We start from the raw sequence: 23,349 nt of genomic DNA on the forward strand, positions 1-23,349 counted from the left end.
CCGTTCACGCGAGTCCCTTCCGGAAGCCCTCGCGCCACGAGGGGTAGCGCAGCGTCCAGCCGAGCTCGCGCTTGGCCTTGGCGTTGGAGAAGCCGCGCCCCTCGACCATCATCAGCACCGGAAGGTCCCCGGCCAGCAGCTTCGCCAGCCACTTCGGCACCCGCATCGGCCGCTTGGCACCCGCGCACGCGGCCAGATACGGCAGCCATTCCCGGGCCGGAGCCGGTTCGTCGTCGACGATGCTGAAGACCCCCGTCGCCCGCTGTTCCACGGCCAGGACGGTGGCGCTCGCCGCGTCGTCGAGATGCACGAACGAGCTGTGCCCGGTGCCGGGCCCGACGAGCGGGAACTTACGGCCCCGGATCAGCTCGACCATGTCGTCGGAGGCGCCGGGCCCGTAGAACCCGCCGTAGCGCAGCGCGACGCCGCCCGCCTTGACGACCGCGTCCTCCAGGTGGCGTACGGCCTCCACCATCGGTTGCAGCGCGGTCCCCGTCATGGGGTCCAGCGGGTCCTCCTCGGTCTTCACCCAGCCGCCCCGGCGGAGGCCGTTGAAGCTGCCGAAGCTCTGCGCGACGAAGGTGGACACGCCGTTCGCCCGCGCGGCGGCCAGCAGATGGTCCGTGCCCTCGGTGCGCAGCCGGTTGGTGGTGGCGAAGAGCCGGTCGAAGCGCTTCATGTCGGGCCTGCCGATGTCGAGCGCGGTCATCTGGTGCACGATCGCGTCCGGCCGCGCCGCCGCGACCGCCTCGCCGACGGACGCCTCGTCCAGCCCGTCCATCACCACACCCCGGGCGCCCAGCCCCGCCAGCAGCCCCAACTTGGCCGCGCTCCTCGTCGTGGCCGTCACGTCGTACCCCTCGGCCACGAGCCGCGGCACCAGCCGCCTTCCCATGACCCCGGTCCCACCTGCCACGAACACGCGCATGATCCTCACCGTCCCGATGCGGTCCTTCGAGGCCGGAATGCCTCTCTGTCATCTGGGACGAGATGGCGGGGGGTGGGCGTGACATGGGTCCGGGACGGCGGGCGGCCGCGACCTGGCCTCGCCGCAGCCAGGTGCTGGCGACTAACTTGGGTTACCCGTAAAGGGGTAAGAGGTGCACATGCCGACTCACACGCCGGCTGAGCGTGCCCTGGCTCGCTCATTCGCCACCGATGATGGCGCTATCAGGTTCAACGTCACCGACCTGACGGTAGACCACCAACCGGACCGCAGTGTCACGCTGACCTACCGGATCATCGTCGAGCGGAAGGGGCACGCTGACGAGTGCTGGGTGTTCACTCTGCCCTGGGGCGACAAGTCCTTTGTGGATGTACTCACCTCGTCCGCCCCTGATGCTGAGCGTCTTCGCCAACTGGTCGAGCTGGTGCACCGCCTTTTGGAGGAGTGGTGGGATACCAAGGGGTACAACCGCCGGTCGGCGAAGATGGGACGCCGATGCTCCTGAGCTGCCACCCCGCACGCCCACAGCAGAACGGGACTGCCAACACATCACGCGGGCAGGACAGCCAGACACCGGCGGAGCGGACCGCCGGCCGTGGCGTGGCGCACTTTTGCAAGCAGGTGCTTGCAATAGTTAGCGAGGGTGGTGCAAGGTGGAGGCATGGCATCGCTCAACGTCGGCAATCTCGGCGAGTATCTGCGTGAGCAGCGGCGCACCGCGCAGCTGTCACTGCGGCAACTCGCCGATGCCGCCGGGGTGTCCAATCCGTACCTGAGCCAGATCGAGCGCGGGCTGCGCAAGCCGAGCGCGGAGGTGTTGCAGCAGGTCGCCAAGGCGCTGCGGATCTCCGCGGAGACGCTTTACGTGCGGGCCGGCATCCTCGACGCCGAGCGGGACCGCGACGAGGTGGAGACGCGCGCCGTCATCCTCGCCGACCCCACGCTGAACGAGCGGCAGAAGCAGGTACTGCTCCAGATCTACGAATCCTTCCGCAAGGAGAACGGGTTCGGGATATCCCCCGACGCGGGGGAGGCGGCGGTCGACGCGGTCGAGCTGGCCGAGGCCGTCGGCTCGGGCTTGGGCGCCGACCGGAGCGACGGCCACCGCGACGACGCGGCGGACGGCCACGGCAGTGACTCGGGTGACTCCGGTGATTCGGGTGACGCGAGTGACTCCGGCGACACCGCCGTACGCCGCAGCCGTAAGCCCCGCACGACCCGCACGACCCGTACGACCCGTACGACCCGTACGTCCGACGGCAGCGACGCCGACCCGGAGAACCCGAACAACCCGCAGCAGTCGGCCGGCTGACCATGCCTCGCCGCACGCGCGCCCTGCGACCACGCACCGGCACGCATCGGCAGGCACGGACACGCACCGGCGAGCAGCCGTACGGCCGCCCCGGCGCCCGGCCGACAGCGGGATCCAAAACCCTCACCTCAAAGCAACCCGGGAGGACCATCACCATGGCCATCGCCGACGACCTGCGTAAGACCCTCAGCGACCCGACCCCGCTCTACTTCGCCGCCGGCACCGCCGACCTGGCCTACCAGCAGGCCAAGAAGGTGCCCGGCCTGGTGGAGCAGCTGCGCACCGAGGCGCCGGCCCGGTTCGAGGCCGTTCGCAACACGGACCCGAAGGCCGTCCAGGAGAAGGCCGGCGCCCGCGCCAAGGAGGCGGGAGCCAAGGCCAAGGAGGCGCAGGAGACCATCCAGACCAAGGTCACCGAGTTCATCGGCGCCCTCGACGCCGACATCAAGAAGCTGGGCAGCAACCTGGACGCGGACTTCAAGAAGTTCGGCAGCAGCATCGACGCCGACCTGAGGAAGCTCGGCGAGAGCGCCCAGGACCTCGCGCTGCGCACGGTCGGCGTCGCCGCCGAGTACGCCGTGAAGGCCCGCGAGACCTACGAGAAGGTCGCCGAGCACGGTGAGCAGGCCGTGCGGACCTGGCGCGGCGAGGCGGCCGAGGAGATCGAGGAGTTCGCGATCGCGGTCGAGCCGAAGGGCGAGCCGGTCGAGGTCAAGCAGGACCGGACCGAGGCCAAGCCGGCCGCGCCCGCCGTGCCGAAGCCCGCCACCGAGGCCGCGGCGCCCACCGCGGCCAAGAAGGCCCCCGCCAAGAAGGCTCCGGCGCGCAAGCCCGCCGCCAAGAAGACGACGCCGCCCGCCAAGTAACCCGCCACGTAACACGGACGGGTGAAAAGGGGACGATGGGCACGGGCCGGGCACTCAGGGAGTGCTCGGCCCGTTGTTCGGGTAGCGGTCAGGCGGTTGCGGGTACGGTGACCGCGTAGATACGAGCCGATTCAGGTGGTGGACGTTGTGCTGATGCAGGGCTTCGCAGGGTTCATGTGGCTGCTGAGCGTGGCCCTGATCCTTTTCAGCGGCTTCGCGCTGATCGACGCGGCCATCCGCCGTGAGGACGCCTACCGCGCCGCTGACAAGCAGACCAAGCCGTTCTGGCTGATCATCCTCGGGCTCGCCTTCGTGGTGAACCTGATCTTCAACATCCTGTCGTTCCTGCCGATCATCGGCCTCATCGCCACGATCGTCTACATGGTCGACGTCCGCCCCGCGATCAAGGGCCTCCCGGGCGGTGGCCGCAGCAGAAAGGGCTCCAGCAGCGACGGCCCGTACGGCCCGTGGAACGGCGGGCGCTGAGCAGCGGCGGCCCGACGCCCACGGATCGGCGCCGCTGGGCGACGAGGCCCTGACGACCCCCTGACGAGGGGGCGGGTGGTGCGGTCCCGTGCCGCCCCGGACGGGCGGCGCGCGAACCGCCCGCTCTCGAACCGCCCGCTCTCAGACCCCCCGGTCGAGCAGCAGCACGGCCACGTCGTCCGTCAGCTCGCCGCCATTGAGGTCCCGGACCTCGTTCACCGCGGCCCGCAGCAGGGCTTCGCCCCGCAGCCCTTCACCGAGCTGGCGCCGGACCATGGACACCATGCCGTCCTGGCCGAGCCGCTCCCGGCCCTCGCCGATCCGCCCCTCGATCAGCCCGTCGGTGTAGAGCATCAGGCTCCACTCGGCCCCCAGCTCCACCTGCATCCGAGGCCACCGGGCCCCGGGCAGCAGCCCGAGCGCGGGCCCGTTGTTGTCGTACGGCAGCAGACGCGCCGCCCGCCCCGGCCGGGCCAGCAGCGGCGAGGGGTGCCCCGCGAGGCACAGCCCGGCCCGCCGGCCATCCGGCGATATGTCCACCGTGCACAGCGTCGCGAAGATCTCGTCGTCGGCCCGCTCGTGCTCGAGGACCTGCTGCAACGTGCCGAGCAGCGCGTCCCCGCACAGCCCCGCCAGGGTCAGCGCCCGCCAGGCGATCCGCAGCTCCACGCCGAGCGCGGCCTCGTCGGGCCCGTGCCCGCAGACGTCACCGATCATGGCGTGCACGGTTCCGTCCGCGGTGCGGACGACGTCGTAGAAGTCACCGCCCAGCAGGGCACGCGAGCGCCCGGGCCGGTAGCGCGCGGCGAAGCGCAGCGAGGAGCCCTCCAGCAGCGGCGTCGGCAGCAGACCGCGCTCCAGCCGGCGGTTCTCCTGGGCCCGCATCCGGCCCTCGGCCAGCCGTCGCTCGGCGGTGTCCGAACGTTTCCGCTCCACCGCGTACCGAATGGCCCGGCTCAGCAGCCGCCCGTCCAGCTCGTCCCGGAAGAGGTAGTCCTGAGCGCCGACGCGCACGGCTTCGGCGCCGCGCTCGGCGTCACCGGAGGCGGTGAGGGCGAGGACGGCGTGGCGGGGCGCGAGCTCCAGGACGTGCTTGAGCACGGCCAGCTCGTCGTCGGCGGCATGGCCGGGCGCCGGCAGCGCGAGGTCCAGCAGGATGCAGTGGACGTCGTCGGTGAGCAGTCGCTCGGCCTCGGTGAGGTTGCGGGCGGTGCGCACACGGATCGGCTTGCCGGCCGAGTCGAGCATCTCGGGCACGATGGCCGAGCCGCCGGGATCGTCCTCGATCAGCAGCAGCGTCAGGTTGGTGTGAGTGGTGTTCTCTACCTTTTCTTCCTTACGCGGGGCCACTTCCGTGGAGGTGCCGCCTGGGGAAGCGGCGGGCGCCTGACCACTCTCCACGGCCGGGATCGCTCTCTGCCGCGGTATGGGTACGGGCATTGTCTTGAGTTCCTTCCCTCCCCCCGAGGGTGGTGGGAGCGAGGGTCCTCGATCCACCGACGGGGACCATAGCGGTAGTCGGCGCCGCAACGGAATGGTGTGAGCCACGCCGCGTTGACTCTCGCCACTGTCATATGCCGCGTTCCGTACCGCAGTTGGACAGGGCGGGAGCGGGTGAGGGATGACGAACGTCACGTCGGCCCTCGGTTTGGGAGGCGAGGAGACGTGGGGTGGGTCACGTGGCCGGGGTCACGACCCCCTCGCCACAAGACCCCCTGAATCCTCACGCATCGGGGCGAACCACCCCGAGGATCGGCATCGAGCCCGCCCCTGCCACGGTCACCGTCCGCCCCGGTCGCGGGGCGTGGACCATCGCGCCGTCGCCGATGTACATGGCCACATGGCTGGCGTCGGCGTTGTAGATGATGAGGTCGCCGGGGCGCATGTCGGCGACGTCGATGCGCTCCAGCTGCTTCCACTGCTCCTGCGAGGTCCGCGGGATGCCGCGCCCTGCGTTCACCCAGGCCTGTGACGTCAGTCCCGAACAGTCGTAGCTCTTCGGGCCCTCGGCGCCCCACTCGTACGGCTTGCCGAGCTGGGCGGTGGCGTACTCGACGGCCTTGCGGCCCTGCTCGGACGCCTTGGTGTCGAGGTCCTTCAGGATGCCGGAGTCCAGCCAGGCGGTCTGCGCCTTGTAGGCCGCTTCCTCCTCCAGCTGGGCGAGGCGCTCCTTCTCCTCCTTCTCCAGCCGGGATTCGAGCTTCTCGGCCTCCGCGATCTGCTTCTCGATCTTCTTCTGGGCGGTCGCCTTGGCCTTGCGGCCCGCCTCCAGCTTGCGCCACTGCGCGGAGGCGTCCTTGGCGTACAGCTCCAAGTCCTGCTGGGTACGGGTCATTTCCGCCAGCAGTCCCTTGGTCGCCCGCTGGCCCTGCAACACCCGGCCCGCGCCGTCGAGGAACTGCCGCGGGTCGTCGCTGAGCATCAGATGCGCCTCGTCGGGCAGCCCGCCCGAGCGGTACTGCGCGGCGGCGGCGGCACCGGCGCGCTTCTTCAACTCGGCGAGCTTCTCCTTGCCTTTGACGATCTGCTTCGCCAGCGCGACGATCTGGGCGGACTGCTTCTCGGTCGCCTCCTCGGCGGCGTTGTACTCGTCCGTGGCGACGGCGGCGGCGTGATAGAGCTTCTCGAGCTTCCCGCGGACGGCTTCGAGCTCCTCGTTCGACACGGTGGCCGACGCCGACGGGGAGGGATCGGGTGCCGCGAACGCCGTGCCCGGCGCCGCCAGTACGGTGACCGCGCAGACTACGGCCACGGCTGCGAGGACGCTGCGCCTGCCCGCCGGGAGGGTGCGCTTGCCCGGTCCCATACCTCTTCCCCCAACCTGATTTACCGTCAGTAACATACGGACGCCTGAGGGATCGTGCCACGCCGTGGCGCAAAACGACAGAGGCAGTGACTCCCTCCCCCATTCCCGCCGTCGTACGACGAACTCCCCGCCTTTGTGACGAACGACTCACAGAGATCGTTCCCCCGAACTCAGCCCCGCGGCGCCAACGCCTCCCAGCGCACCGTCACTTCCCCCTGCCGCCAGCGCACCGGCCCGTCCGTCACCGGCCAGTCGGCCGCGAGCTCCCGCACGGCCCGCATCCAGCGCTGCCGGGCCCCGTACGAGGCATACGGCGCGGCGGCGGCCCAGGCCCGGTCGAAGTCGCGTAGGAAGGCATGGACGGGCTCACCGGGAACATTGCGATGAATGAGCGCCTTGGGCAGCCGCTCGGCGAGATCCGACGGCCGCTCCAGCGACCCCAGCCGGGTCGCGAACGTGACCGTGCGCGCCCCCTCGGGCCCGAGCGCCACCCACACGTGCCGCCGCCCGATCTCGTCGCAGGTGCCCTCCACCAGCAGCCCCCCGGCCGCGAGCCGCCCGCACAGCCGCTCCCAGACGGCCCCGACCTCACCCTCCTCGTACTGCCGCAGCACATTCGCCGCCCGCACCAGCATCGGCCGCTGCGGAATCGGCACCTCGAACCCCCCGTGCCGGAAGACGAGCCCCTCCCGCTCGTACCTCTTGGCCGCGGCAACCCGAGCAGGCTCGATCTCCACCCCGACCACCCGCACTCCCGGCGCCACCGCACGAAGCCGCTCGAGCAACTCGACCGCGGTCCAGGGGGCGGCCCCATACCCAAGATCGACGGCGATCGGCTCGACAGCCCGCCGCAGCGCACCGCCATGCGTATGGGCGATCCATCGGTCCATGCGGCGCAGCCGGTTGGGGTTGGTGGTCCCGCGAGTGACGGCGCCCACAGGGCGGGCGGGGGCGCGGGAGTTCATGCACACGAGGGTATGCGCCGACCACAAGCCCACGAGGCCCGCACCGGCGCAACGGCGAGCAGGGGACGTGCCGGGGGGTGTCCGCCCGCAGTGGCCGGCGTCAAGGAACAGAACCCTCACCGGCCCGACCGCCGGTCCGAGGACGGACACCCCCCGGCGCGGCCCCGACCCCCAACGAACCGCACGCGCGACGCGCACCCTTCGATACCCGCGGGGGCTGCCGCAGGCACAAGACGGCACCCCCCACAAACCCGCGGAGGCCGCCGCAGGCACAAGACAGCACCCCTATCAAGCCCGCGGAGGCCGCCGCAGGCACAAGACAGCACCCCCCACAAACCCGCAGAGGCCGCCGCAGGCACAAAACAGCACCCCCACCCCACCCGCAGGCTCAAGACCCCCCGAACCCCCGAGGACCCACCCCCCCCCAGCCGCCGGCAGGCACCACGCCCCCCAGCCCCGAACAGTTGAGCGACCCCCGGTAATGCCTAGGCAAAAACAACCCCGCCCGGAATGGGAACCCCTCCCTCCGGCGTTGCACCGCCTTGGAGGGCGCACCGGCACCCTCCGCCCGGCATGCCCGCAGCAAGGAGGAACGCCACGTGAGCCAGTACGTGAGCAGGCTCGGGCGCCGCTCCCAGGCCGCCGCCCCCCACCGGCTGCGCCTGCACCGCCGCCCCCGCCGCGTAGCCATGCTCTCCGTGCACACCTCCCCGCTCCACCAGCCCGGCACCGGCGACGCCGGCGGCATGAACGTCTACATCGTCGAGCTGGCGCAGCGCCTCGCCGCGATCAACATCGAGGTCGAGATCTTCACCCGCACCACCGCCACCGACCTCCCACCCGTCGTGGAACTGGCCCCCGGCGTCCTCGTCCGGCACATCGACGCCGGCCCCTACGAGGGCCTCAACAAGGAGGACCTCCCCGCCCAGCTCTGCGCCTTCACGCACGGCGTGATGCAGGCATGGGCCGGCCACCGCCCGGGTTACTACGACCTGGTCCACTCCCACTACTGGCTCTCCGGCCACGTCGGCTGGCTGGCCGCCCAGCGCTGGGGCGCCCCCCTGGTGCACGCCATGCACACCATGGCCAAGGTCAAGAACGCCAACCTGGCCGACGGCGACACCCCCGAACCCGCCGCCCGGGTCATCGGCGAGACCCAGATCGTCTCGGCCGCGGACCGCCTCATCGCCAACACGGCCGAAGAGGCCGACGACCTGGTGGGCCACTACGCGGCCGACCCCGAGAAGGTCGCCGTCGTACACCCCGGCGTGAACCTCACCCGTTTCTCGCCCGCCGACGGCAGGGCGGCGGCCCGAGCCCGCCTGGGCCTCCCCCAGGACGCCCTGATCCCGGTGTTCGCGGGCCGTATCCAGCCGCTGAAGGCCCCGGACATCCTCCTGCGCGCCGTGGCCGTCCTGCTCGACGAGCACCCCCACCTCCGCTCCCGCATCCTCGTGCCGATCGTCGGCGGCCCCAGCGGCAGCGGCATGGCCAAGCCCGAGGGCCTCCAGAAGCTGGCCGCACGCCTGGGCATCGCGGATGTCGTACGGTTCCGCCCGCCGGTCGGCCAGGAGCAGCTCGCGGACTGGTTCCGGGCGGCATCCGTCCTGGTCATGCCGTCGTACAGCGAGTCCTTCGGCCTGGTCGCCATAGAGGCGCAGGCGGCCGGCACACCGGTCCTCGCGGCAGCGGTGGGCGGCCTCCCGGTGGCGGTCCGCGACGGCCGTACCGGATTCCTCGTCCAGGGCCACAACCCGGCCGACTACGCGCGCGTGCTGCGCGCCTTCGCCGACGACCCGCACCTGTCCCCGCGGATGGGCGAGGCCGCGGCCCGGCACGCCCAGTCCTTCGGCTGGGACACCGCGGCCGCCGCCACGGCGGACGTCTACACGGCCGCGTCCCAGGCGCACAGGCGTCGCGTACGCTCCCACCATGGCTGACGTACAGAAGGCGGCACAGGTCGTCGAGGGAGCCCTGAAGGACGCCGAACTCGACTGGGAGAGCCCGGCCCCCGGCAACTACGTCGTCAAACTCCCCGGCACCCGCAAGCTGTCGACGACGGTCTCGCTGCTCGTCGGCCGTCACTCCCTCTCGCTCAACGCCTTCGTCATCCGCCACCCCGACGAGAACGAACCCGGCGTCCACCGCTGGCTCCTGGAGCGCAACCTCAAGCTGTACGGCGTGAGTTACGCCGTCGACCGGCTCGGCGACGTCTACGTCACCGCCAAGCTCCCGCTCGCCGCTGTGACCGCCGACGAGATCGACCGCCTCCTCGGCCAGGTCCTGGAGGCGGCGGACGGCGCGTTCAACACCCTCCTGGAGCTGGGGTTCGCCTCGGCGATCCGCAAGGAGTACGAGTGGCGAGTCGCCCGCGGCGAGTCGACGCGAAACCTGGACGCGTTCAGCAATCTGACCCAGCGCCCCACCGACTGATTCCCGCCCGCGCAATCTGTACGACGCTCAGCGCGCCCTTGCGCGATAGCGCCCCGGCGGCACCCCCACCAGCTTCCGGAAGTGCCGGGTGAGATGGGACTGGTCGTAGAAGCCGGTCGCGGTGGCCACCTCGGCCGGTGAGCGGCCCTCCAGAAGCAGCCGGCGGGCCCGTTCGACCCGGCGGGACATCAGGTACTGGTGCGGGGCGATGCCGTAGGCGGTGCTGAACGACCGTACGAGATGGGCGGGATGGGCGTGCAGCAGCCCGGTCGCCTCGTCGAGGGCGAGGCCGGTCACGACGCGCTCGTCGAGCAGTTCGCGCAGGCGACGGGCGAGGACGGGATCGCGGCGCGGAACGTCGGTGCGGGTCAGGGGGCGCAGGCACGCCCGCAACCGGTCGCTGATGAGCGTGAGCCTGCTGTCCGCCTCCAACTCGTCACCGGGGTGGGCGAGGGCGGTGTGCAACTGGCCGACGCGCAACCGCAGTGCAGGGTCCCGCAGGTCGGGGGAGTCGACCGCCGGGCCGATCAGGTCATCGCCGAGCCGGCTGCTGTCCAGGTACAGCACCCGCTTGCGGAAGCCGTGCGGGGTGGCGGGGGAGCCGTTGTGAGGGACGTGCGGCGGCAGCAGGGACACCGTGTCGTGCGGGGTGCCGTGCTCGTGCCGGTCGAGGTCGTACCGTACGGCCCCGTCGTCCACGATGAGCAGCGTCCACGCCTCGTGCACATGCATCGGATAGGCGTACTCGGTGAAATGGGCGTGGAACACCTCGGTGACGCCCGGGACGTCGGGACGCCACGCGGAGACTTCACTGCGGTTCCGGGCGGCGGCCATGCAAAGAACGTACAAGACGCCGCCGTACGGCCGCCGTCAGCCTTGTCGTATGACTGGCACGAGTGATGACGCACCTGTTCGTTTCGACACCAAGATCGCCGTCCTGCTGCGCGCGGACCTGGAGCCCTGGCAACGGCTGAATGTCACCGCCTTCCTGGTCAGCGGCCTCGGCACCGAGGTCCCCGAGGTCGTCGGGGAGCCGTACGAGGACGCCGACTCGGTGGCCTACCTGCCGATGTTCCGGCAGCCGGTGCTGGTCTTCGAGGGCAGCAAGGAGACCTTGACGGCGGCCCACACCCGCGCCCTCTCCCGAGCCCTGCCCCGCGCGGTGTTCACCTCCGACCTGTTCGCCACGGGCAACGACCGCGACAACCGCGCCGCGGTCCGTGCCGTGGGGACGGCGGACCTGGACCTGGTGGGCCTGGCGGTCCACGGGCCGAGGAACGCGGTGGACAAGGTGCTGAAGGGGGCGCGGATGCATCCGTGACCACGGCCCGTGGCCCGCGGCCCCCTTGGCCCCTCTGCCCCCTCCACCCCCTGCCTCCTCTACCCCTCCGCCCCCTGCCCCCTCAGGCCGCGCTGACCTCGGGTTTCGCGTCGGCCGGTGTCACGGTCGGGACGGGCTGCTCGGCCGGCATCCACCGCATGAGCGTCGCGTACCCGAGGGCCGCCGCCGTCCCGACGAGGGCGCACATCCCCCACAGCCACCCGGCGCCCCAGTGGTCGATGACGAAGCCGGACATCAGGGGCGCGACCAGGGCCGCCACCGACCAGGACAGGGTGTACACGCCCTGGTAGCGCCCGCGTCCCCGGGCGGGGGAGAGGCGGACGACGAGGCCGGTCTGGGTGGGGGCGTGCAGCATCTCGCCCAGCGTCCACACGCACACCGTCAGCGCGACGGCGCCGACCGATCCGGCGAACGCGGTGAGCGCGAAGCCGTACCCGGCGAGCAGGGACGACAGGACGAGGATCCGACCGGCGTCACGGCGCTCGATGAACCGAGTGAGCGGGATCTGGAGAGCGACGATCAGGACGCCGTTGACGGCGATCGCGAGGCCGTAGTCGGCCGGCGAGAACCCGGCCGAACCCATGGCCACCGGCAGCCCCACCGCGCCCTGCTGGAAGACCAGGGCGACGAGGAAGGACAGCCCGACGACGCCCATGAAGCGCCGGTCGCGCAGCACGGTCCCGAGCCCGACCGGGTCGGCGCCCTTCTCGGCCGCCGTGCGCTCGGGCCGTGACTCGGGCACCTTCGCGAACACGACGACCGCGCACACCATGGTCATCCCGGCCTCGATCAGAAACCCGGAGAGATAGCTGACCTCCGCGATGAACCCGGCGGCCATGGAGGAGACGGCGAAGCCGAGGTTGATCGCCCAGTAGTTGAGCGAGAAGGCGCGCACCCGGTCCTCGGGCCGGACGATGTCCGCCATCATCGCCTGCACGGCGGGCCGGGAGGCGTTGGAGGCCGCACCGACGAGAAAGGCGACGGCGGCGATGGCGACGGGGTGGTGCATGAACCCGAGCACGGCCACGGAGACGGCCGTGGAGACCTGGGCCAGCAGCAGGGTGGGCCTGCGCCCGAGCCGGTCGGTCATGACACCGCCACCGACGGAGGAGATCACGCCGCCGAGTCCGTGCAGCGCCGCGACGAGACCGGCGTAGGAGGCGGAGTAGCCGCGGTCGAGGGTGAGGTACAGGGCCATGAAGGTGGCCACGAAGGCGCCGAGCCGGTTCACCAGCGTGCTGGTCCACAGCCACCAGAACTCACGGGGGAGCCCGGAGACGGTTTCCCGGGTGGCACGTCTCAGGGCGGCGACGGACATACGGGATCCCCCACGGAAGCAAGAAGCGGACGCGGCTGTAAGAAGCGAAACAGCCAGACGCAACTTACGAGCGCTCGGCCGGATCCGGCCACTCGATTAACAGATCCCGTCAACCGTCCGCTCCTCGAACGGGGGGCTCACCCCGCCAAAGCCTTCGATTACGCTCAGACGCATGGCCGACGCACCGTACAAGCTGATCCTCCTCCGCCACGGCGAGAGTGAATGGAACGCGAAGAACCTGTTCACCGGCTGGGTGGACGTCAACCTGAACGAGAAGGGCGAGAAGGAGGCAGTCCGCGGCGGTGAGCTCCTGAAGGACGCCGACCTCCTGCCCGACGTGGTCCACACGTCCCTCCAGAAGCGGGCGATCCGCACGGCCCAGCTGGCGCTTGAGTCGGCCGACCGCCACTGGATCCCCGTCCACCGTTCATGGCGCCTGAACGAGCGCCACTACGGCGCCCTCCAGGGCAAGGACAAGGCCCAGACCCTCGCCGAGTTCGGCGAGGAGCAGTTCATGCTGTGGCGCCGCTCCTACGACACCCCGCCGCCGCCGCTCGAGGACGGCACCGAGTTCTCCCAGTCGGACGACCCGCGCTACGCGACGATCCCGCCGGAGCTGCGCCCGCGCACCGAGTGCCTCAAGGACGTCGTCGTCCGCATGCTCCCGTACTGGTACGACGGCATCGTCCCCGACCTCCTGACCGGCCGCACGGTCCTGGTCGCGGCCCACGGCAACTCGCTGCGCGCCCTGGTCAAGCACCTCGACGGCATCTCCGACGCCGACATCGCGGGCCTGAACATCCCGACGGGCATCCCCCTGTACTACGAGCTCGACGCCGACTTCAAGCCGGTCACCCCCGGCGGCAAGTACCTCGACCCGGAGGCCGCGGCGGCGGCGATCGAGGCGGTCAAGAACCAGGGCAAGAAGAAGTAACCTTTGTGATCATGCCTCCCACCTGCGCATACGGCGCGGGTGGGAGGCGTTTTCGTGCTCTGGAACCTCTCCGGACCCTCTCTGGAACCCAGCCCCGCCCGCGGATGGCCCCACACGGCCGATGAGTTTGTGGCCCCCGGCCGGTCCAAGCTCATGACACGCATGGGACTCATGACACCCAGAGGACCAGCGGACCAGCGGAAAGGACACCGCCATGTCGGAGCTTCTCGTCGACTTCATCACCTCCCTCGACGGATACGCATCGGGAGAGGGATGGCCCGGGTTCTGGGGCCTCGAGGGCCCGGAGTACCTCGCCTGGCTCGGTGAGCAGCCCGAGGTCACCTACCTGATGGGAGCGAACACCTACCGCGTGATGTCGGGCTTCGCCGCGGGCGAGGTCCCGAGTGGCCAGGACGAGTTCAGGCCCGAGGAAGAGGCGTCCGTCGACGAACTCACGCAAGCGTCCAAGGTGGTGTTCTCCTCCTCCCTCGAAGAGCCGCTGACATGGGCCAACTGCACGCTCGTCCGCGACGACGCCGTCGAGACGGTCCGTGCCATGAAGTCGAGCGGCTTCGGGCTCCTCAGCACGATCGGCAGTCTCAGCCTGTGCCGGTCCCTGCTGCGAGCCGGTCTCGTCGACCGCTTCCGGGTCGTGATGTTCCCGGTGATCACCGGGGCCACGGGCGCGGAACGCATCTACGACGGCTACCCGGACGTCGCCCTCGAGATGATCGAGCACCGCACTTTCGACGGCCGCACCCAGCTGGTCGAGTACAAGCCCACCGTGCTTGAGCACCCGCCGCTGGCCGTCCCTGCGTGACGCGCCCCGCGCGCCGGTCCGGACGGCCCCAGGGGGCTTGCCGTCGGTCGGCCGTCGCGTCGGGTGGTCCAGCGCGTGGACAGGTCGTAGCCAGCAGATGGCGCTGATGCTACAAATGTCGACATGTCGGTCCGATCCGGACGTTTCAGGCGGATAAACCCGCGCTCGCTGGTCGGCAGGAGCCCCCGAAGTGTCGCCGGCCAGGTCTTCGTCCCCCAGGTGGCACTCATCGTGCTGCTCGTGATCTGTGGCGTGATCGCACTGATCATCCAGTCGAGCCGGGACACGCAGAGCGAGGCGAAGCGGCGTTCCATAGCCGTCGCCCAGACCTTCGCGAACTCCCCGGGTGTCCTGGATGCGCTGCGGGAGCCCGCCCCTTCGAAGGTGCTTCAGCCGCTCACCGAGGCGGGGCGCACCTCCGCGGGCGTCGACTTCATCGTCGTCATGGACACCAAGGGCATCCGCTACACCCACCCCATGCCGGATCGGATCGGAAAGCGGTTCGTGGGCACGATCGAGCCCTCCCTGGCGGGCCAGGTGTACACCGAGAGCGTCCATGGACCGCTGGGGCACGAGGTCCAGGCGACCGTTCCGGTCAATGACGCCGACGGCCGGGTCGCCGCTCTGGTCTCCGCCGGTCTGAAGGTCGAGAACGTGACCAGCGAGGTGCAGCGGCAGCTGCCGATCATCGTCGCCGCCGGCGTCGGCGCCCTGGTGCTGTCGACCTGTGTGACGGCGCTGGTGAGCAGGAGGCTGCGCCGGCAGACGCACAGCCTGGCCCCCGACGAGATGACCCGCATGTACGAGCATCACGACGCCGTACTGCACTCCGTGCGCGAGGGCGTCCTCATCGTCGACGCCGACGGGCGGCTGCTGCTGGCCAACGACGAGGCCAGGCGGCTGCTGGAACTGTCCCCCGAGTCCGAGGGACGCCATGTGTGGGAGTTGTCCGGTCTCGACCCGCAGACGGCCGACCTGCTCCTGTCCGGACGGGAGGCCACCGACGAGGTGCACTTCGCCGGAGAACGGCTGCTGGCGGTCAACCAGCGGCCCACGGACCGCCACGGGGGCCCCAGGGGAACGGTGGTGACACTCCGCGACTCCACCGAACTGCGGGCGGTGTCCGGCAGGGCGGAGGTCGCACGCGAGCGGCTCAAGCTGCTGTACGACGCGGGCCTGGGCGTCGGCACCACCCTCGACGTGGTCCGCACGGCCGACGAGCTGGCGCGGATCGCCGTCCCGCGCTTCGCCGACTTCGTCACCGTGGATTTGGCCGACGGCGTGGTGCACGGCGACGAACCGGCGCCCACGGCGTCGGACATGCGCAGGGTCGCCGTGTACGGCATCCGTGACGACCACCCGCTCTACGAGCAGGGCCGGCTGATCGACTTCCTGCCCTCCACCCCCCAGGCGCGCGGTTACGGCACCGGCCGCTCCGAGCTGGTGCCCGACCTGTCGACCGCGGCCGGCTGGCAGGCCCAGGACCCGGACCGCGCCCGGCAGATCGTCGACTACGGCATCCAGTCCCTCATCGCCGCCCCCATCCAGGCCCGGGGCACCGTGCTGGGCATGGTCAACTTCTGGCGGAGCAAGCCGCACGCCCCGTTCGACGAGGAGGAGCTGTCGCTGGCTGAGGAACTGGTGGCCCGCGCCGCGGTCAGCATCGACAACGCCCGCCGCTTCACCCGTGAGCACGCCATGGCGGTCACCCTTCAGCGCAGCCTGCTGCCGCGGGCCCTGCCCGAGCAGAGCGCGCTCGACGTCGGCTACCGCTACATCCCCGCCCAGTCCGGTGTGAGCGGAGACTGGTTCGACGTGATCCCGCTGCCGGGGAGCCGGGTCGCGCTGGTCGTCGGCGATGTCGTCGGCCACGGTCTCCACGCCGCCGCGACGATGGGGCGGCTGCGGACCGCGGTGCACACCTTCTCCACGCTCGACCTGCCCCCCGACGAACTGCTCAGCCACCTCGACGAGCTCGTCGGCCGCATCGACCAGGACGAGGCCGACCCGGAGAACGCCTCCGAGATCGTGGGAGCCACCTGTCTGTACGCGATCTACGACCCGGTGACCCGCCGCTGCGCCATGGCCCGGGCCGGCCACCCGGCGCCCGCGCTGGTCAGCCCCGACGGGCAGGTCACCTACCCCGACCTGCCGGGCGGACCGCCGCTCGGCCTCGGCGGCATGCCGTTCCAGACGGCGGAACTGGACCTGGCCGACGGCACCCAGCTCGTCCTGTACACCGACGGCCTCATCGAGGACCGCACCCGCGACCTCGACGTGGGCCAGGAACTGCTGCGCCGGGCACTGGCCGACAGCCCGGAGCGCTCACCGGAGGAGAGCTGCCGTGCGGTGGTGGACGAACTGCTTCCCGAAGGGCCGAGGGACGATGTCGCCCTGCTCATCGCGGGCACCCGGGCGCTGCCTCCCGACCGGGTCGCCAGCTGGGACGTGCCGCGCGATCCGGCGGCCGTGTCCCGGGTGCGCGAGGCCGTGTCGGGCAAGCTGGAGGAATGGGACCTGGCCGAGCTCGGCTTCGCCACCGAACTCGTGCTGAGCGAGCTGGTCACCAACGCCATCCGCTACGGCTGCGGGCAGATCACCGTACGGCTGATCCGCGATCGCGCGCTGATCTGCGAGGTGGCCGACGGCAGCAGCACCTCACCGCACCTGCGGTACGCCGCGACGACCGACGAGGGAGGCCGTGGCCTGTTCCTGGTCTCTCAGATGACCGAGCGCTGGGGCACCCGGTACAGCCCCCAGGGCAAGGTGATCTGGGCCGAACAGACACTGCCGGAACCGACGGACCCGCCTCCCGGCACCTCCGCCCCGCCGTCGACCTGAGCGCCGCTCGACGAAACGCGAACAGGGGCAGGCCGCCGACGGCCGGATCCACCGACGGAGAGCGCCGACCGCTGCTCGGCGCTCCTGCCGGGGCACTGCGCCGCCCGTGTCGTCAGACCGCGAGCGGCACCGCGTGGATCTCGTCGGGTGCCTGGCCGCCCCCGCGTTCATGGGCGCGCTCGACCGCCTCGGGCGAGGGGCCCTCGCTGAGGCAGTAGACCGTGCCGGACTCCGGGTCCGCCCAGGCGTGTTCGAAGTGCACTCCTTCTTCCTGCTCGACCACGGCGGTGGCGTCGTGGGCCTGTTGCAGCTGCTCGGCCGTGATGCCGTGCATTCCGTGGTGAACGTCCATGAATCGTGTCATGGTTCGCGCCTTCCTCTCGGCCGCTCTCCGTCGCGGCCGGAGTCATCAGATCGAGAGCGGTACCGGATGGACTTCGTCGGCCTTGTGTCCGGCGCGCTCGTGAATGCGCTGGACCGCTTCGGCCGAGGGTGCCTCGGAGAGGCAATAGACGACTCCGGACTCGGGGTCCGCCCAGGCCCGCTGGAAGTGGACGCGCTCTTCCCCTTCGATGGCGAGGTCCGCGTTGTGCGCCGCACGCAGCTGGTCGGGCGTGATGCCCTTCATCCCGTGGTGTACGTCCATGAACTGAGCCATGTTCCGCACCTCCCGCTTCGTCCGGGAGCGCTCACCTGGTCGCTCACGCTCTTACTCTTCCATGCTGCGCCTCTGCGACGCCGCGAGCGAGGCCAGCATGAGGCGAGCATGGCGAAGGGCCCCGGCACGTCACGCGCGCCAGGGCCCCTCATCGCCGTACGGGACATACGGCGTCGTACAAGATCACCCGCACTGGCAGGGGTTCCCCGACTGGCACCCGCATCCACAGCCCGAGCCGCAGCCGCACGCGGCGACGAGCGGGAGGCTCCTGATGTCGGCGGGCTGCTCGGTCGGGCGTTCCTGTGTGGGGTCCGGTGTCGCGCCGGCGCTGCTGGGGGATTCGGCCATGGTCCCTCCTAGGGCTGATGCCTGTCCCCATTCCATGCCCGCCCCGCTGGGCGCATCAACGGCGCACGGAGGCTCGCGCACGCCCCGAACAGGCCCCGGCAAGCCCGCGCCCGGGCAGCTGGAACCGCCCCCCGGCGGTCCAGCGCCCAGGAGACTCACGCCCCTTCGGCTCCCGTGACCGGCTGGATCTCCGGCTGGATGTCCGCCTGGAGCTCGTCCGCGTGCTCGCCCGTCACCAGGTACACGACCCGCTTGGCCACGGCGACCGCATGGTCGGCGTACCGCTCGTAGTAGCGGCCGAGCAGCGTCACGTCCACGGCCGTCTCGATGCCGTGCTTCCAGCGCTCGTCCATCAGATGCTGGAAGAGCGTGCGGTGCAGCAGGTCCATCGCGTCGTCGTCCTGCTCCAGCTGGAGCGCGAGGTCGACGTCCTTGGTGACGATCACCTCGGCCGCCTTCGCCATAAGGCGCTGGGCGAGCTGGCCCATCTCGAGGATCGTCGCGTGCAGGTCCTGCGGGATCGCCCGCTCCGGGTACCGCAGCCGCGTCAGTTTGGCCACGTGCTGGGCCAGGTCCCCGGAGCGCTCCAGGTCCGCTGACATGCGCAGCGAGGTCACGACGATACGCAGGTCCGTCGCCACCGGCTGCTGGCGGGCGAGCAGCGCTATGGCTCGTGCCTCCAGGTCGTGCTGAAGATCGTCGACCTTCTGGTCGGCCTCGATCACGCTCTCGGCCAGCTTCAGGTCGGTGTCGAGGATCGCCGCCGTGGCGCGCCCGATCGCCGACCCGACCAGCCGGGCCATCTCCACCAGACTGTCGCTGATCGAGTCCAGTTCCTCGTGGTACGCGTCCCGCATCAGGGAGTCCCTCTCTTACGTCTGCCTCGGTGGTTCCGGGGGCCGAAGACCGTCGTCGAACGTCCGGTCCGCTCGCCGTTCCGGTCAGGTCCGCGCCGCCGTTCCGGTCCGGTCGATCCGCGCGGCCGATCGGCCCGGTCCGTTCGATCCGGCCGTCAGTCTTGTCGTCAAACCGGTCAAACCGTCTAACCGACAGTCTTACCGTCGTGACTTCGACAGTAAGACTGTCGCCAAAACGTCAGTCGGACTGTCGTGAAATCGTCAGTGTGATCTCCACGCTAAACGGCCGGGGCGAACCCGACGCTCCCACGATCCGGCCCGTACGCGTCTGTTTCCGCCACCCCAAATGAACCACCACTGGCTCCAAGGTGAACTCTGGGCGACGAGTGTTCGAGCTCGCACTCCGACGGCTGTGGCCACCGCCTGCGCCATGCCTAACCTGGACGCATGGACGTGAACGCGGCGGTCGCCGCAGCGGCAGCGATCGCCGGGGTACTCACCGGCGTCATCGCCATGCTGGCGTTCCGCTGGAGCGAACGCGACCTGAAGCGCCCCACCCGGACCTCCCTGCACACCGACCCGGTCCTGCCACCCGGCGTGGACACGGTCCTGTCGGTGCTGCGCTCCTCCGCCGTCGTCCTCGACGAGGCGGACGCGGTCGTCAAGGCCAGCTCGGCGGCGTACGCCCTCGGTCTGGTGCGCGGCGGCAAGCTCTCCGTGGAGCCCATGCTCCAGATGGCCCGGGACACCAGACGCGACGGTGAGATACGGCAGGTCGAGCTGGATCTGCCCAGGCGTGGCACCGGACGCGGCGAGGCCCTCGCCGTGTCCGCGCGTGTCGCGCCCCTCGGCTCCCGTCTGGTCCTCCTCCTCGTCGAGGACCTCACCGAGGCCCGGCGCATAGAGGCGGTACGGCGCGACTTCGTCGCCAACGTGAGCCATGAGCTGAAGACGCCGGTCGGCGCACTCTCCCTGCTGTCCGAGGCCGTCATGGACGCCTCCGACGACCCCGAGGCCGTACAGCGCTTCGCCGGGCGCATGCAGATCGAGGCGACCCGGCTGACCAACCTGGTGCAGGAGCTCATCGACCTGTCCCGGGTGCAGAACGACGACCCCCTGGAGGACGCCGAGCCGGTCCGCGTGGACGAGCTCGTCGCCGAGGCCATGGACCGCTGCCGGCACGCCGCCGGGGCCAAGCAGATCACCATGGCCGCCGGAGGCACCGCCGACCTCAGCATCTGGGGCAACCGCGGCCAGCTCGCCGCCGCCCTCGGCAACCTGGTCGAGAACGCCGTCAACTACTCACCCGCCCGCACCCGCGTCGGCATCGCCGCCCGCCGGGTCACCGCCCCGGGCGGGGAGCACATCGAGATCGCCGTGACCGACCAGGGCATCGGCATCTCGGACAAGGACAAGGAGCGCATCTTCGAGCGCTTCTACCGCGTCGACCCGGCCCGTTCCCGTGCCACCGGTGGCACCGGCCTCGGTCTCGCGATCGTCAAACACGTGGCCGCCTCGCACGGCGGGGAGGTCACGGTGTGGAGCTCCGAGGGACAGGGCTCCACCTTCACCCTGCGGCTGCCGGAGGCCGGTGCCGCCCGCGACCGCGCTCAGCAGCACCCCGACCTCGACGACGAGGCCGGACAGCCCGCCGGTTCCCATTCCCGCCCGTCCCCCGACTCACCCCCCGACACCACCGCGTACGAAACGCTTTCCGCCCCGGAGGTCCTTCCGTGACCCGAGTGCTCGTCGTCGAGGACGAGGAGTCCTTCTCCGACGCCCTGTCGTACATGCTCCGCAAGGAGGGCTTCGAGGTCGCCGTCGCGACCACCGGGCCCGACGGACTCGACGAGTTCGAGCGCAACGGCGCCGACCTCGTCCTCCTCGACCTGATGCTGCCGGGTCTGCCCGGCACCGAGGTGTGCCGTCAGCTGCGTGGCCGCTCCAACGTCCCGGTGATCATGGTCACCGCCAAGGACAGCGAGATCGACAAGGTGGTCGGCCTGGAAATAGGAGCCGACGACTACGTCACCAAGCCGTTCTCCTCGCGCGAGCTGGTCGCCCGTATCCGGGCCGTCCTGCGTCGCCGCGGCGAGCCGGAGGAGGTGACCCCGGCCGCCCTGGAGGCGGGCCCGGTCCGGATGGACGTCGACCGCCACGTGGTCACGGTCTCCGGCTCCAAGGTCGACCTCCCGCTCAAGGAGTTCGACCTGCTGGAGATGCTGCTGCGCAACGCCGGCCGCGTCCTGACCCGCATGCAGCTCATCGACCGGGTCTGGGGCGCCGACTACGTCGGCGACACCAAGACCCTCGACGTCCACGTCAAGCGCCTGCGCGCCAAGATCGAGCCGGACCCGGGCGCGCCCCGGTACCTGGTGACGGTGCGTGGCCTGGGCTACAAGTTCGAGCCGTAGACCAGACGAAAGACAGACAGAAGGGCGGGACCTCCCTTTCGGGGGGTCCCGCCCTTCTTCACGGCTGTGCGGGCGCCGTACGACGACCCAGCGCCGTACGACGACTCAGTGACCGGCCGTCGTCTGCGAGGCGCTGTCGGACGGGGACGCCGTGCCCGTGCCGGCGTCGTGCCCGGCTCCGGCACCGGCCCCGCCGGTCTGAGTGGCCGTCCCGCTCGGGGAGGTCCCGGCGCTCGGCGTGGCGCCGCCGGCCGGCGTGCCGCTCGGGGAGGCCGAGGTGCCCGGCGCCGCCGGGACCTGGCTCGGGCCCCAGCTCTCGAAGTAGTGCTCGGCGGGGACCACGAACGCGCGCAGGCTCACGTCACCGGTCTTGCTGAAGGTGAAGGTGACCTTCTGGGCGTTGCCGTCCTGGACGGCCTCACGGCTGCTGGGCAGCACGGCGGAGGCGTTGTCCTTGCCGCCGAGGATCAGCGAGCCACCGGCCGGGATGGTCAGGCTGCCGCCCTTGGCGGGCTTGAGCTGGGCGCTCTTGTCGGTGCCGTCCACCTTGATCGCGTCCAGCGTCTGGGCGGTGCTGCCGGAGTTGAACAGGGTCGCGGAGATCGCGGCCGGGCCCGTCGACTCCAGGTCGGGCTGGGTGATGACGATGGCGTTCTGGATCTTGATGTCGCCGACCGAGGTGGCCGCGTTGTCCGGCTTGACCTGAAGTGTCTGGGCGTTGTTGCCGGCACCGCACGCGGCGAGCGAGGCGATCGAGAACGCGATGGCGGCGGCGGCGAGTGCGCCGCGTCGAAGGCTGCTGCTCACGGCGGCGGCAACTCCTTGACTCGAACGGGGCGGGCTGCGTAAAGCCGCCCTAAGTGTCTGTCAGCGGCCTTAGGTTACCGAGCCGTTCTCGCGCGAGCGCACCCGACCCTCCCCTGAGCGGCCGAAGTACCGAGGAAGAACCTCTTCGTACCTGTTGCGGCAGCCGTCCCGACACCCGGAAGTGAGCCGCCCGTCACATTGGCCGCGGCCTTCGTCCGTCATTCACATAAGCCCCTCGCAACTCCGCGCGCGAAATTTCCGTGAAGGAATACGCGACCGCCCCGGAATTGATCACCGAGTGTGCCGCGGACCTGGTCGTGATCAATTCCGGAATCGTCCGGTACCCGACTCCGGACGCCGAACGGAGTAGCGGAAGTCGCACACTCGGAACCGGACATATGTGGACGTTCGGCCACTTGGAGGCGCCTCCGGATGTGTGTAACGTACGCGTTTCACCTCGCCCGCAGAGCGCCTCCGACCTGCGAATACATTCTTCCGCTCCGGCCGCGAAGCACGTTCCTGTCGGACTTGTCAAGCCCCGAGATATGCCCTGACCTGCGAAAACGCCATTCAGAACCCGCAGTTTCCGTGTTACCCTGGATAGCCACGGAAGGGGTACCTGTCACATGACGTTCAAGGTTGGCGACACCGTGGTCTATCCCCATCACGGGGCCGCGCTGATCGAGGCCATCGAAACTCGCCAGATCAAAGGCGTGGACAAGACCTACTTGGTGCTGAAGGTCGCCCAGGGTGACCTGACGGTACGTGTGCCAGCGGACAATGCGGAGTTCGTCGGCGTGCGTGATGTGGTCGGTCAGGACGGGCTGGACCGGGTCTTCGAGGTGCTGCGCGCGCCGTACGCCGAGGAGCCCACGAACTGGTCGCGTCGTTACAAGGCAAATCTGGAGAAGCTCGCCTCCGGCGATGTCATCAAGGTCGCGGAAGTCGTGCGCGATCTGTGGCGTCGTGAGCGCGAGCGCGGACTCTCCGCCGGTGAGAAGCGCATGCTCGCCAAGGCCCGCCAGATTCTGGTGAGCGAGCTCGCCCTCGCGGAGAACACCAACGAGGACAAGGCCGAGGCCCTGCTCGACGAGGTCCTCGCGTCCTGACGCGCTTCTGACGCGGTCCACCCGCCTCAGTTCAGCACAGCGCTGTGTGATTCATAAAAGTGCCGCGGTGCCCGATGACGTAGATGC

At 70.5% G+C, this 23,349-nt stretch carries 23 protein-coding genes; 13 read left to right on the top strand and 10 right to left on the bottom strand.

Going from position 1 to position 23,349, the window contains the following annotated elements; translation table 11 throughout:
* Positions 1-4: 4 nt before the first annotated feature.
* Positions 5-928 carry an NAD-dependent epimerase/dehydratase family protein gene (locus tag ACHBTE_RS18665; protein WP_394725049.1) on the bottom strand — a complete coding sequence of 308 codons (924 nt, stop codon included), beginning with the start codon at positions 926-928 and terminating at the stop codon, positions 5-7.
* A gap of 178 nt (positions 929-1,106) precedes the next feature.
* On the opposite strand from ACHBTE_RS18665, the gene ACHBTE_RS18670 reads away from it, so the two are divergent.
* The 4 genes from ACHBTE_RS18670 to ACHBTE_RS18685 all read left to right on the top strand — a co-directional run bounded on the left by ACHBTE_RS18670 (position 1,107) and on the right by ACHBTE_RS18685 (position 3,610).
* Positions 1,107-1,451 carry a hypothetical protein gene (locus tag ACHBTE_RS18670; RefSeq protein WP_394725050.1) on the top strand — a complete coding sequence of 115 codons (345 nt, stop codon included), beginning with the start codon at positions 1,107-1,109 and terminating at the stop codon, positions 1,449-1,451.
* Positions 1,452-1,607: 156 nt separating this feature from the next.
* Positions 1,608-2,258: a helix-turn-helix domain-containing protein gene (locus tag ACHBTE_RS18675; protein ID WP_394725051.1), complete on the top strand. Its 651-nt coding sequence runs from the start codon at positions 1,608-1,610 to the stop codon at positions 2,256-2,258.
* A gap of 155 nt (positions 2,259-2,413) precedes the next feature.
* Entirely contained in the window at positions 2,414-3,124 is a 711-nt protein-coding gene (locus ACHBTE_RS18680; protein ID WP_394725052.1) for a hypothetical protein, read from the top strand.
* Between the two features lie 153 nt (positions 3,125-3,277).
* Complete coding sequence (locus ACHBTE_RS18685; RefSeq protein WP_394725053.1) at positions 3,278-3,610, top strand: DUF2516 family protein; 333 nt, start codon at positions 3,278-3,280, stop codon at positions 3,608-3,610.
* A 141-nt stretch (positions 3,611-3,751) separates the two neighbouring features.
* Here ACHBTE_RS18685 and ACHBTE_RS18690 read toward each other — a convergent pair whose 3' ends face one another.
* The 3 genes from ACHBTE_RS18690 to ACHBTE_RS18700 all read right to left on the bottom strand — a co-directional run bounded on the left by ACHBTE_RS18690 (position 3,752) and on the right by ACHBTE_RS18700 (position 7,381).
* Positions 3,752-5,050 carry a PP2C family protein-serine/threonine phosphatase gene (locus ACHBTE_RS18690; protein ID WP_394725054.1) on the bottom strand — a complete coding sequence of 433 codons (1,299 nt, stop codon included), beginning with the start codon at positions 5,048-5,050 and terminating at the stop codon, positions 3,752-3,754.
* A gap of 283 nt (positions 5,051-5,333) precedes the next feature.
* Positions 5,334-6,416: an NlpC/P60 family protein gene (locus ACHBTE_RS18695; RefSeq protein WP_394725055.1), complete on the bottom strand. Its 1,083-nt coding sequence runs from the start codon at positions 6,414-6,416 to the stop codon at positions 5,334-5,336.
* A 170-nt stretch (positions 6,417-6,586) separates the two neighbouring features.
* Positions 6,587-7,381, bottom strand: a complete 795-nt coding sequence (locus ACHBTE_RS18700) for a class I SAM-dependent methyltransferase (RefSeq protein WP_394725056.1) — start codon at positions 7,379-7,381, stop codon at positions 6,587-6,589.
* 599 nt (positions 7,382-7,980) lie between these two features.
* Between ACHBTE_RS18700 and mshA the strand changes: the two genes are divergently transcribed.
* Both mshA and ACHBTE_RS18710 read left to right on the top strand, forming a co-directional pair.
* On the top strand, positions 7,981-9,321 hold the full coding sequence (gene mshA / locus ACHBTE_RS18705; protein ID WP_394725057.1) for a D-inositol-3-phosphate glycosyltransferase: 1,341 nt from the start codon (positions 7,981-7,983) through the stop codon (positions 9,319-9,321).
* Entirely contained in the window at positions 9,314-9,814 is a 501-nt protein-coding gene (locus tag ACHBTE_RS18710) for a YbjN domain-containing protein (protein ID WP_394725058.1), read from the top strand. The genes mshA and ACHBTE_RS18710 overlap by 8 nt, the downstream gene beginning before the upstream one ends.
* Before the next feature lie 27 nt (positions 9,815-9,841).
* On the opposite strand, the gene ACHBTE_RS18715 is transcribed toward ACHBTE_RS18710, so the two are convergent.
* Positions 9,842-10,648, bottom strand: coding sequence for an AraC family transcriptional regulator (locus ACHBTE_RS18715; protein WP_394725059.1), 807 nt, complete (start codon positions 10,646-10,648; stop codon positions 9,842-9,844).
* Positions 10,649-10,697: 49 nt separating this feature from the next.
* On the opposite strand from ACHBTE_RS18715, the gene ACHBTE_RS18720 reads away from it, so the two are divergent.
* A complete protein-coding gene (locus tag ACHBTE_RS18720) occupies positions 10,698-11,135 on the top strand; it encodes a DUF2000 family protein (protein ID WP_394725060.1) in 438 nt (145 codons plus the stop codon).
* An 82-nt stretch (positions 11,136-11,217) separates the two neighbouring features.
* Here ACHBTE_RS18720 and ACHBTE_RS18725 read toward each other — a convergent pair whose 3' ends face one another.
* Positions 11,218-12,474, bottom strand: coding sequence for an MDR family MFS transporter (locus tag ACHBTE_RS18725; RefSeq protein ID WP_394725061.1), 1,257 nt, complete (start codon positions 12,472-12,474; stop codon positions 11,218-11,220).
* A gap of 172 nt (positions 12,475-12,646) precedes the next feature.
* Between ACHBTE_RS18725 and ACHBTE_RS18730 the strand changes: the two genes are divergently transcribed.
* The 3 genes from ACHBTE_RS18730 to ACHBTE_RS18740 all read left to right on the top strand — a co-directional run bounded on the left by ACHBTE_RS18730 (position 12,647) and on the right by ACHBTE_RS18740 (position 17,069).
* Positions 12,647-13,408 carry a phosphoglyceromutase gene (locus ACHBTE_RS18730; protein ID WP_359094813.1) on the top strand — a complete coding sequence of 254 codons (762 nt, stop codon included), beginning with the start codon at positions 12,647-12,649 and terminating at the stop codon, positions 13,406-13,408.
* Between the two features lie 214 nt (positions 13,409-13,622).
* A complete protein-coding gene (locus tag ACHBTE_RS18735; RefSeq protein ID WP_394725063.1) occupies positions 13,623-14,228 on the top strand; it encodes a dihydrofolate reductase family protein in 606 nt (201 codons plus the stop codon).
* Between the two features lie 123 nt (positions 14,229-14,351).
* Complete coding sequence (locus ACHBTE_RS18740; RefSeq protein WP_394725064.1) at positions 14,352-17,069, top strand: SpoIIE family protein phosphatase; 2,718 nt, start codon at positions 14,352-14,354, stop codon at positions 17,067-17,069.
* 112 nt (positions 17,070-17,181) lie between these two features.
* Here the strand turns inward: ACHBTE_RS18740 and ACHBTE_RS18745 are convergent, their stop codons facing one another.
* The 3 genes from ACHBTE_RS18745 to phoU all read right to left on the bottom strand — a co-directional run bounded on the left by ACHBTE_RS18745 (position 17,182) and on the right by phoU (position 18,932).
* Positions 17,182-17,433: an SCO4226 family nickel-binding protein gene (locus tag ACHBTE_RS18745; protein ID WP_394725065.1), complete on the bottom strand. Its 252-nt coding sequence runs from the start codon at positions 17,431-17,433 to the stop codon at positions 17,182-17,184.
* Positions 17,434-17,478: 45 nt separating this feature from the next.
* Positions 17,479-17,727 (bottom strand): SCO4226 family nickel-binding protein, encoded by a 249-nt coding sequence (locus ACHBTE_RS18750; protein WP_394725067.1) that lies wholly within the window; start codon positions 17,725-17,727, stop codon positions 17,479-17,481.
* A 503-nt stretch (positions 17,728-18,230) separates the two neighbouring features.
* The gene (gene phoU / locus ACHBTE_RS18755; protein ID WP_394725068.1) at positions 18,231-18,932 is read right to left on the bottom strand and encodes a phosphate signaling complex protein PhoU; all 702 of its coding nucleotides are present in this window, start codon (positions 18,930-18,932) and stop codon (positions 18,231-18,233) included.
* A gap of 447 nt (positions 18,933-19,379) precedes the next feature.
* On the opposite strand from phoU, the gene ACHBTE_RS18760 reads away from it, so the two are divergent.
* Positions 19,380-20,669 (top strand): sensor histidine kinase, encoded by a 1,290-nt coding sequence (locus ACHBTE_RS18760; protein ID WP_394725069.1) that lies wholly within the window; start codon positions 19,380-19,382, stop codon positions 20,667-20,669.
* Positions 20,666-21,346, top strand: a complete 681-nt coding sequence (locus ACHBTE_RS18765; protein WP_015659563.1) for a response regulator transcription factor — start codon at positions 20,666-20,668, stop codon at positions 21,344-21,346. The genes ACHBTE_RS18760 and ACHBTE_RS18765 overlap by 4 nt, the downstream gene beginning before the upstream one ends.
* A gap of 105 nt (positions 21,347-21,451) precedes the next feature.
* On the opposite strand, the gene ACHBTE_RS18770 is transcribed toward ACHBTE_RS18765, so the two are convergent.
* Complete coding sequence (locus ACHBTE_RS18770; RefSeq protein WP_394725070.1) at positions 21,452-22,153, bottom strand: DUF461 domain-containing protein; 702 nt, start codon at positions 22,151-22,153, stop codon at positions 21,452-21,454.
* 626 nt (positions 22,154-22,779) lie between these two features.
* Between ACHBTE_RS18770 and ACHBTE_RS18775 the strand changes: the two genes are divergently transcribed.
* On the top strand, positions 22,780-23,262 hold the full coding sequence (locus tag ACHBTE_RS18775) for a CarD family transcriptional regulator (protein WP_003953493.1): 483 nt from the start codon (positions 22,780-22,782) through the stop codon (positions 23,260-23,262).
* Positions 23,263-23,349 lie beyond the last annotated feature (87 nt).

This window comes from Streptomyces sp. M41, from assembly GCF_043673425.1.
Lineage (GTDB): Bacteria > Actinomycetota > Actinomycetes > Streptomycetales > Streptomycetaceae > Streptomyces.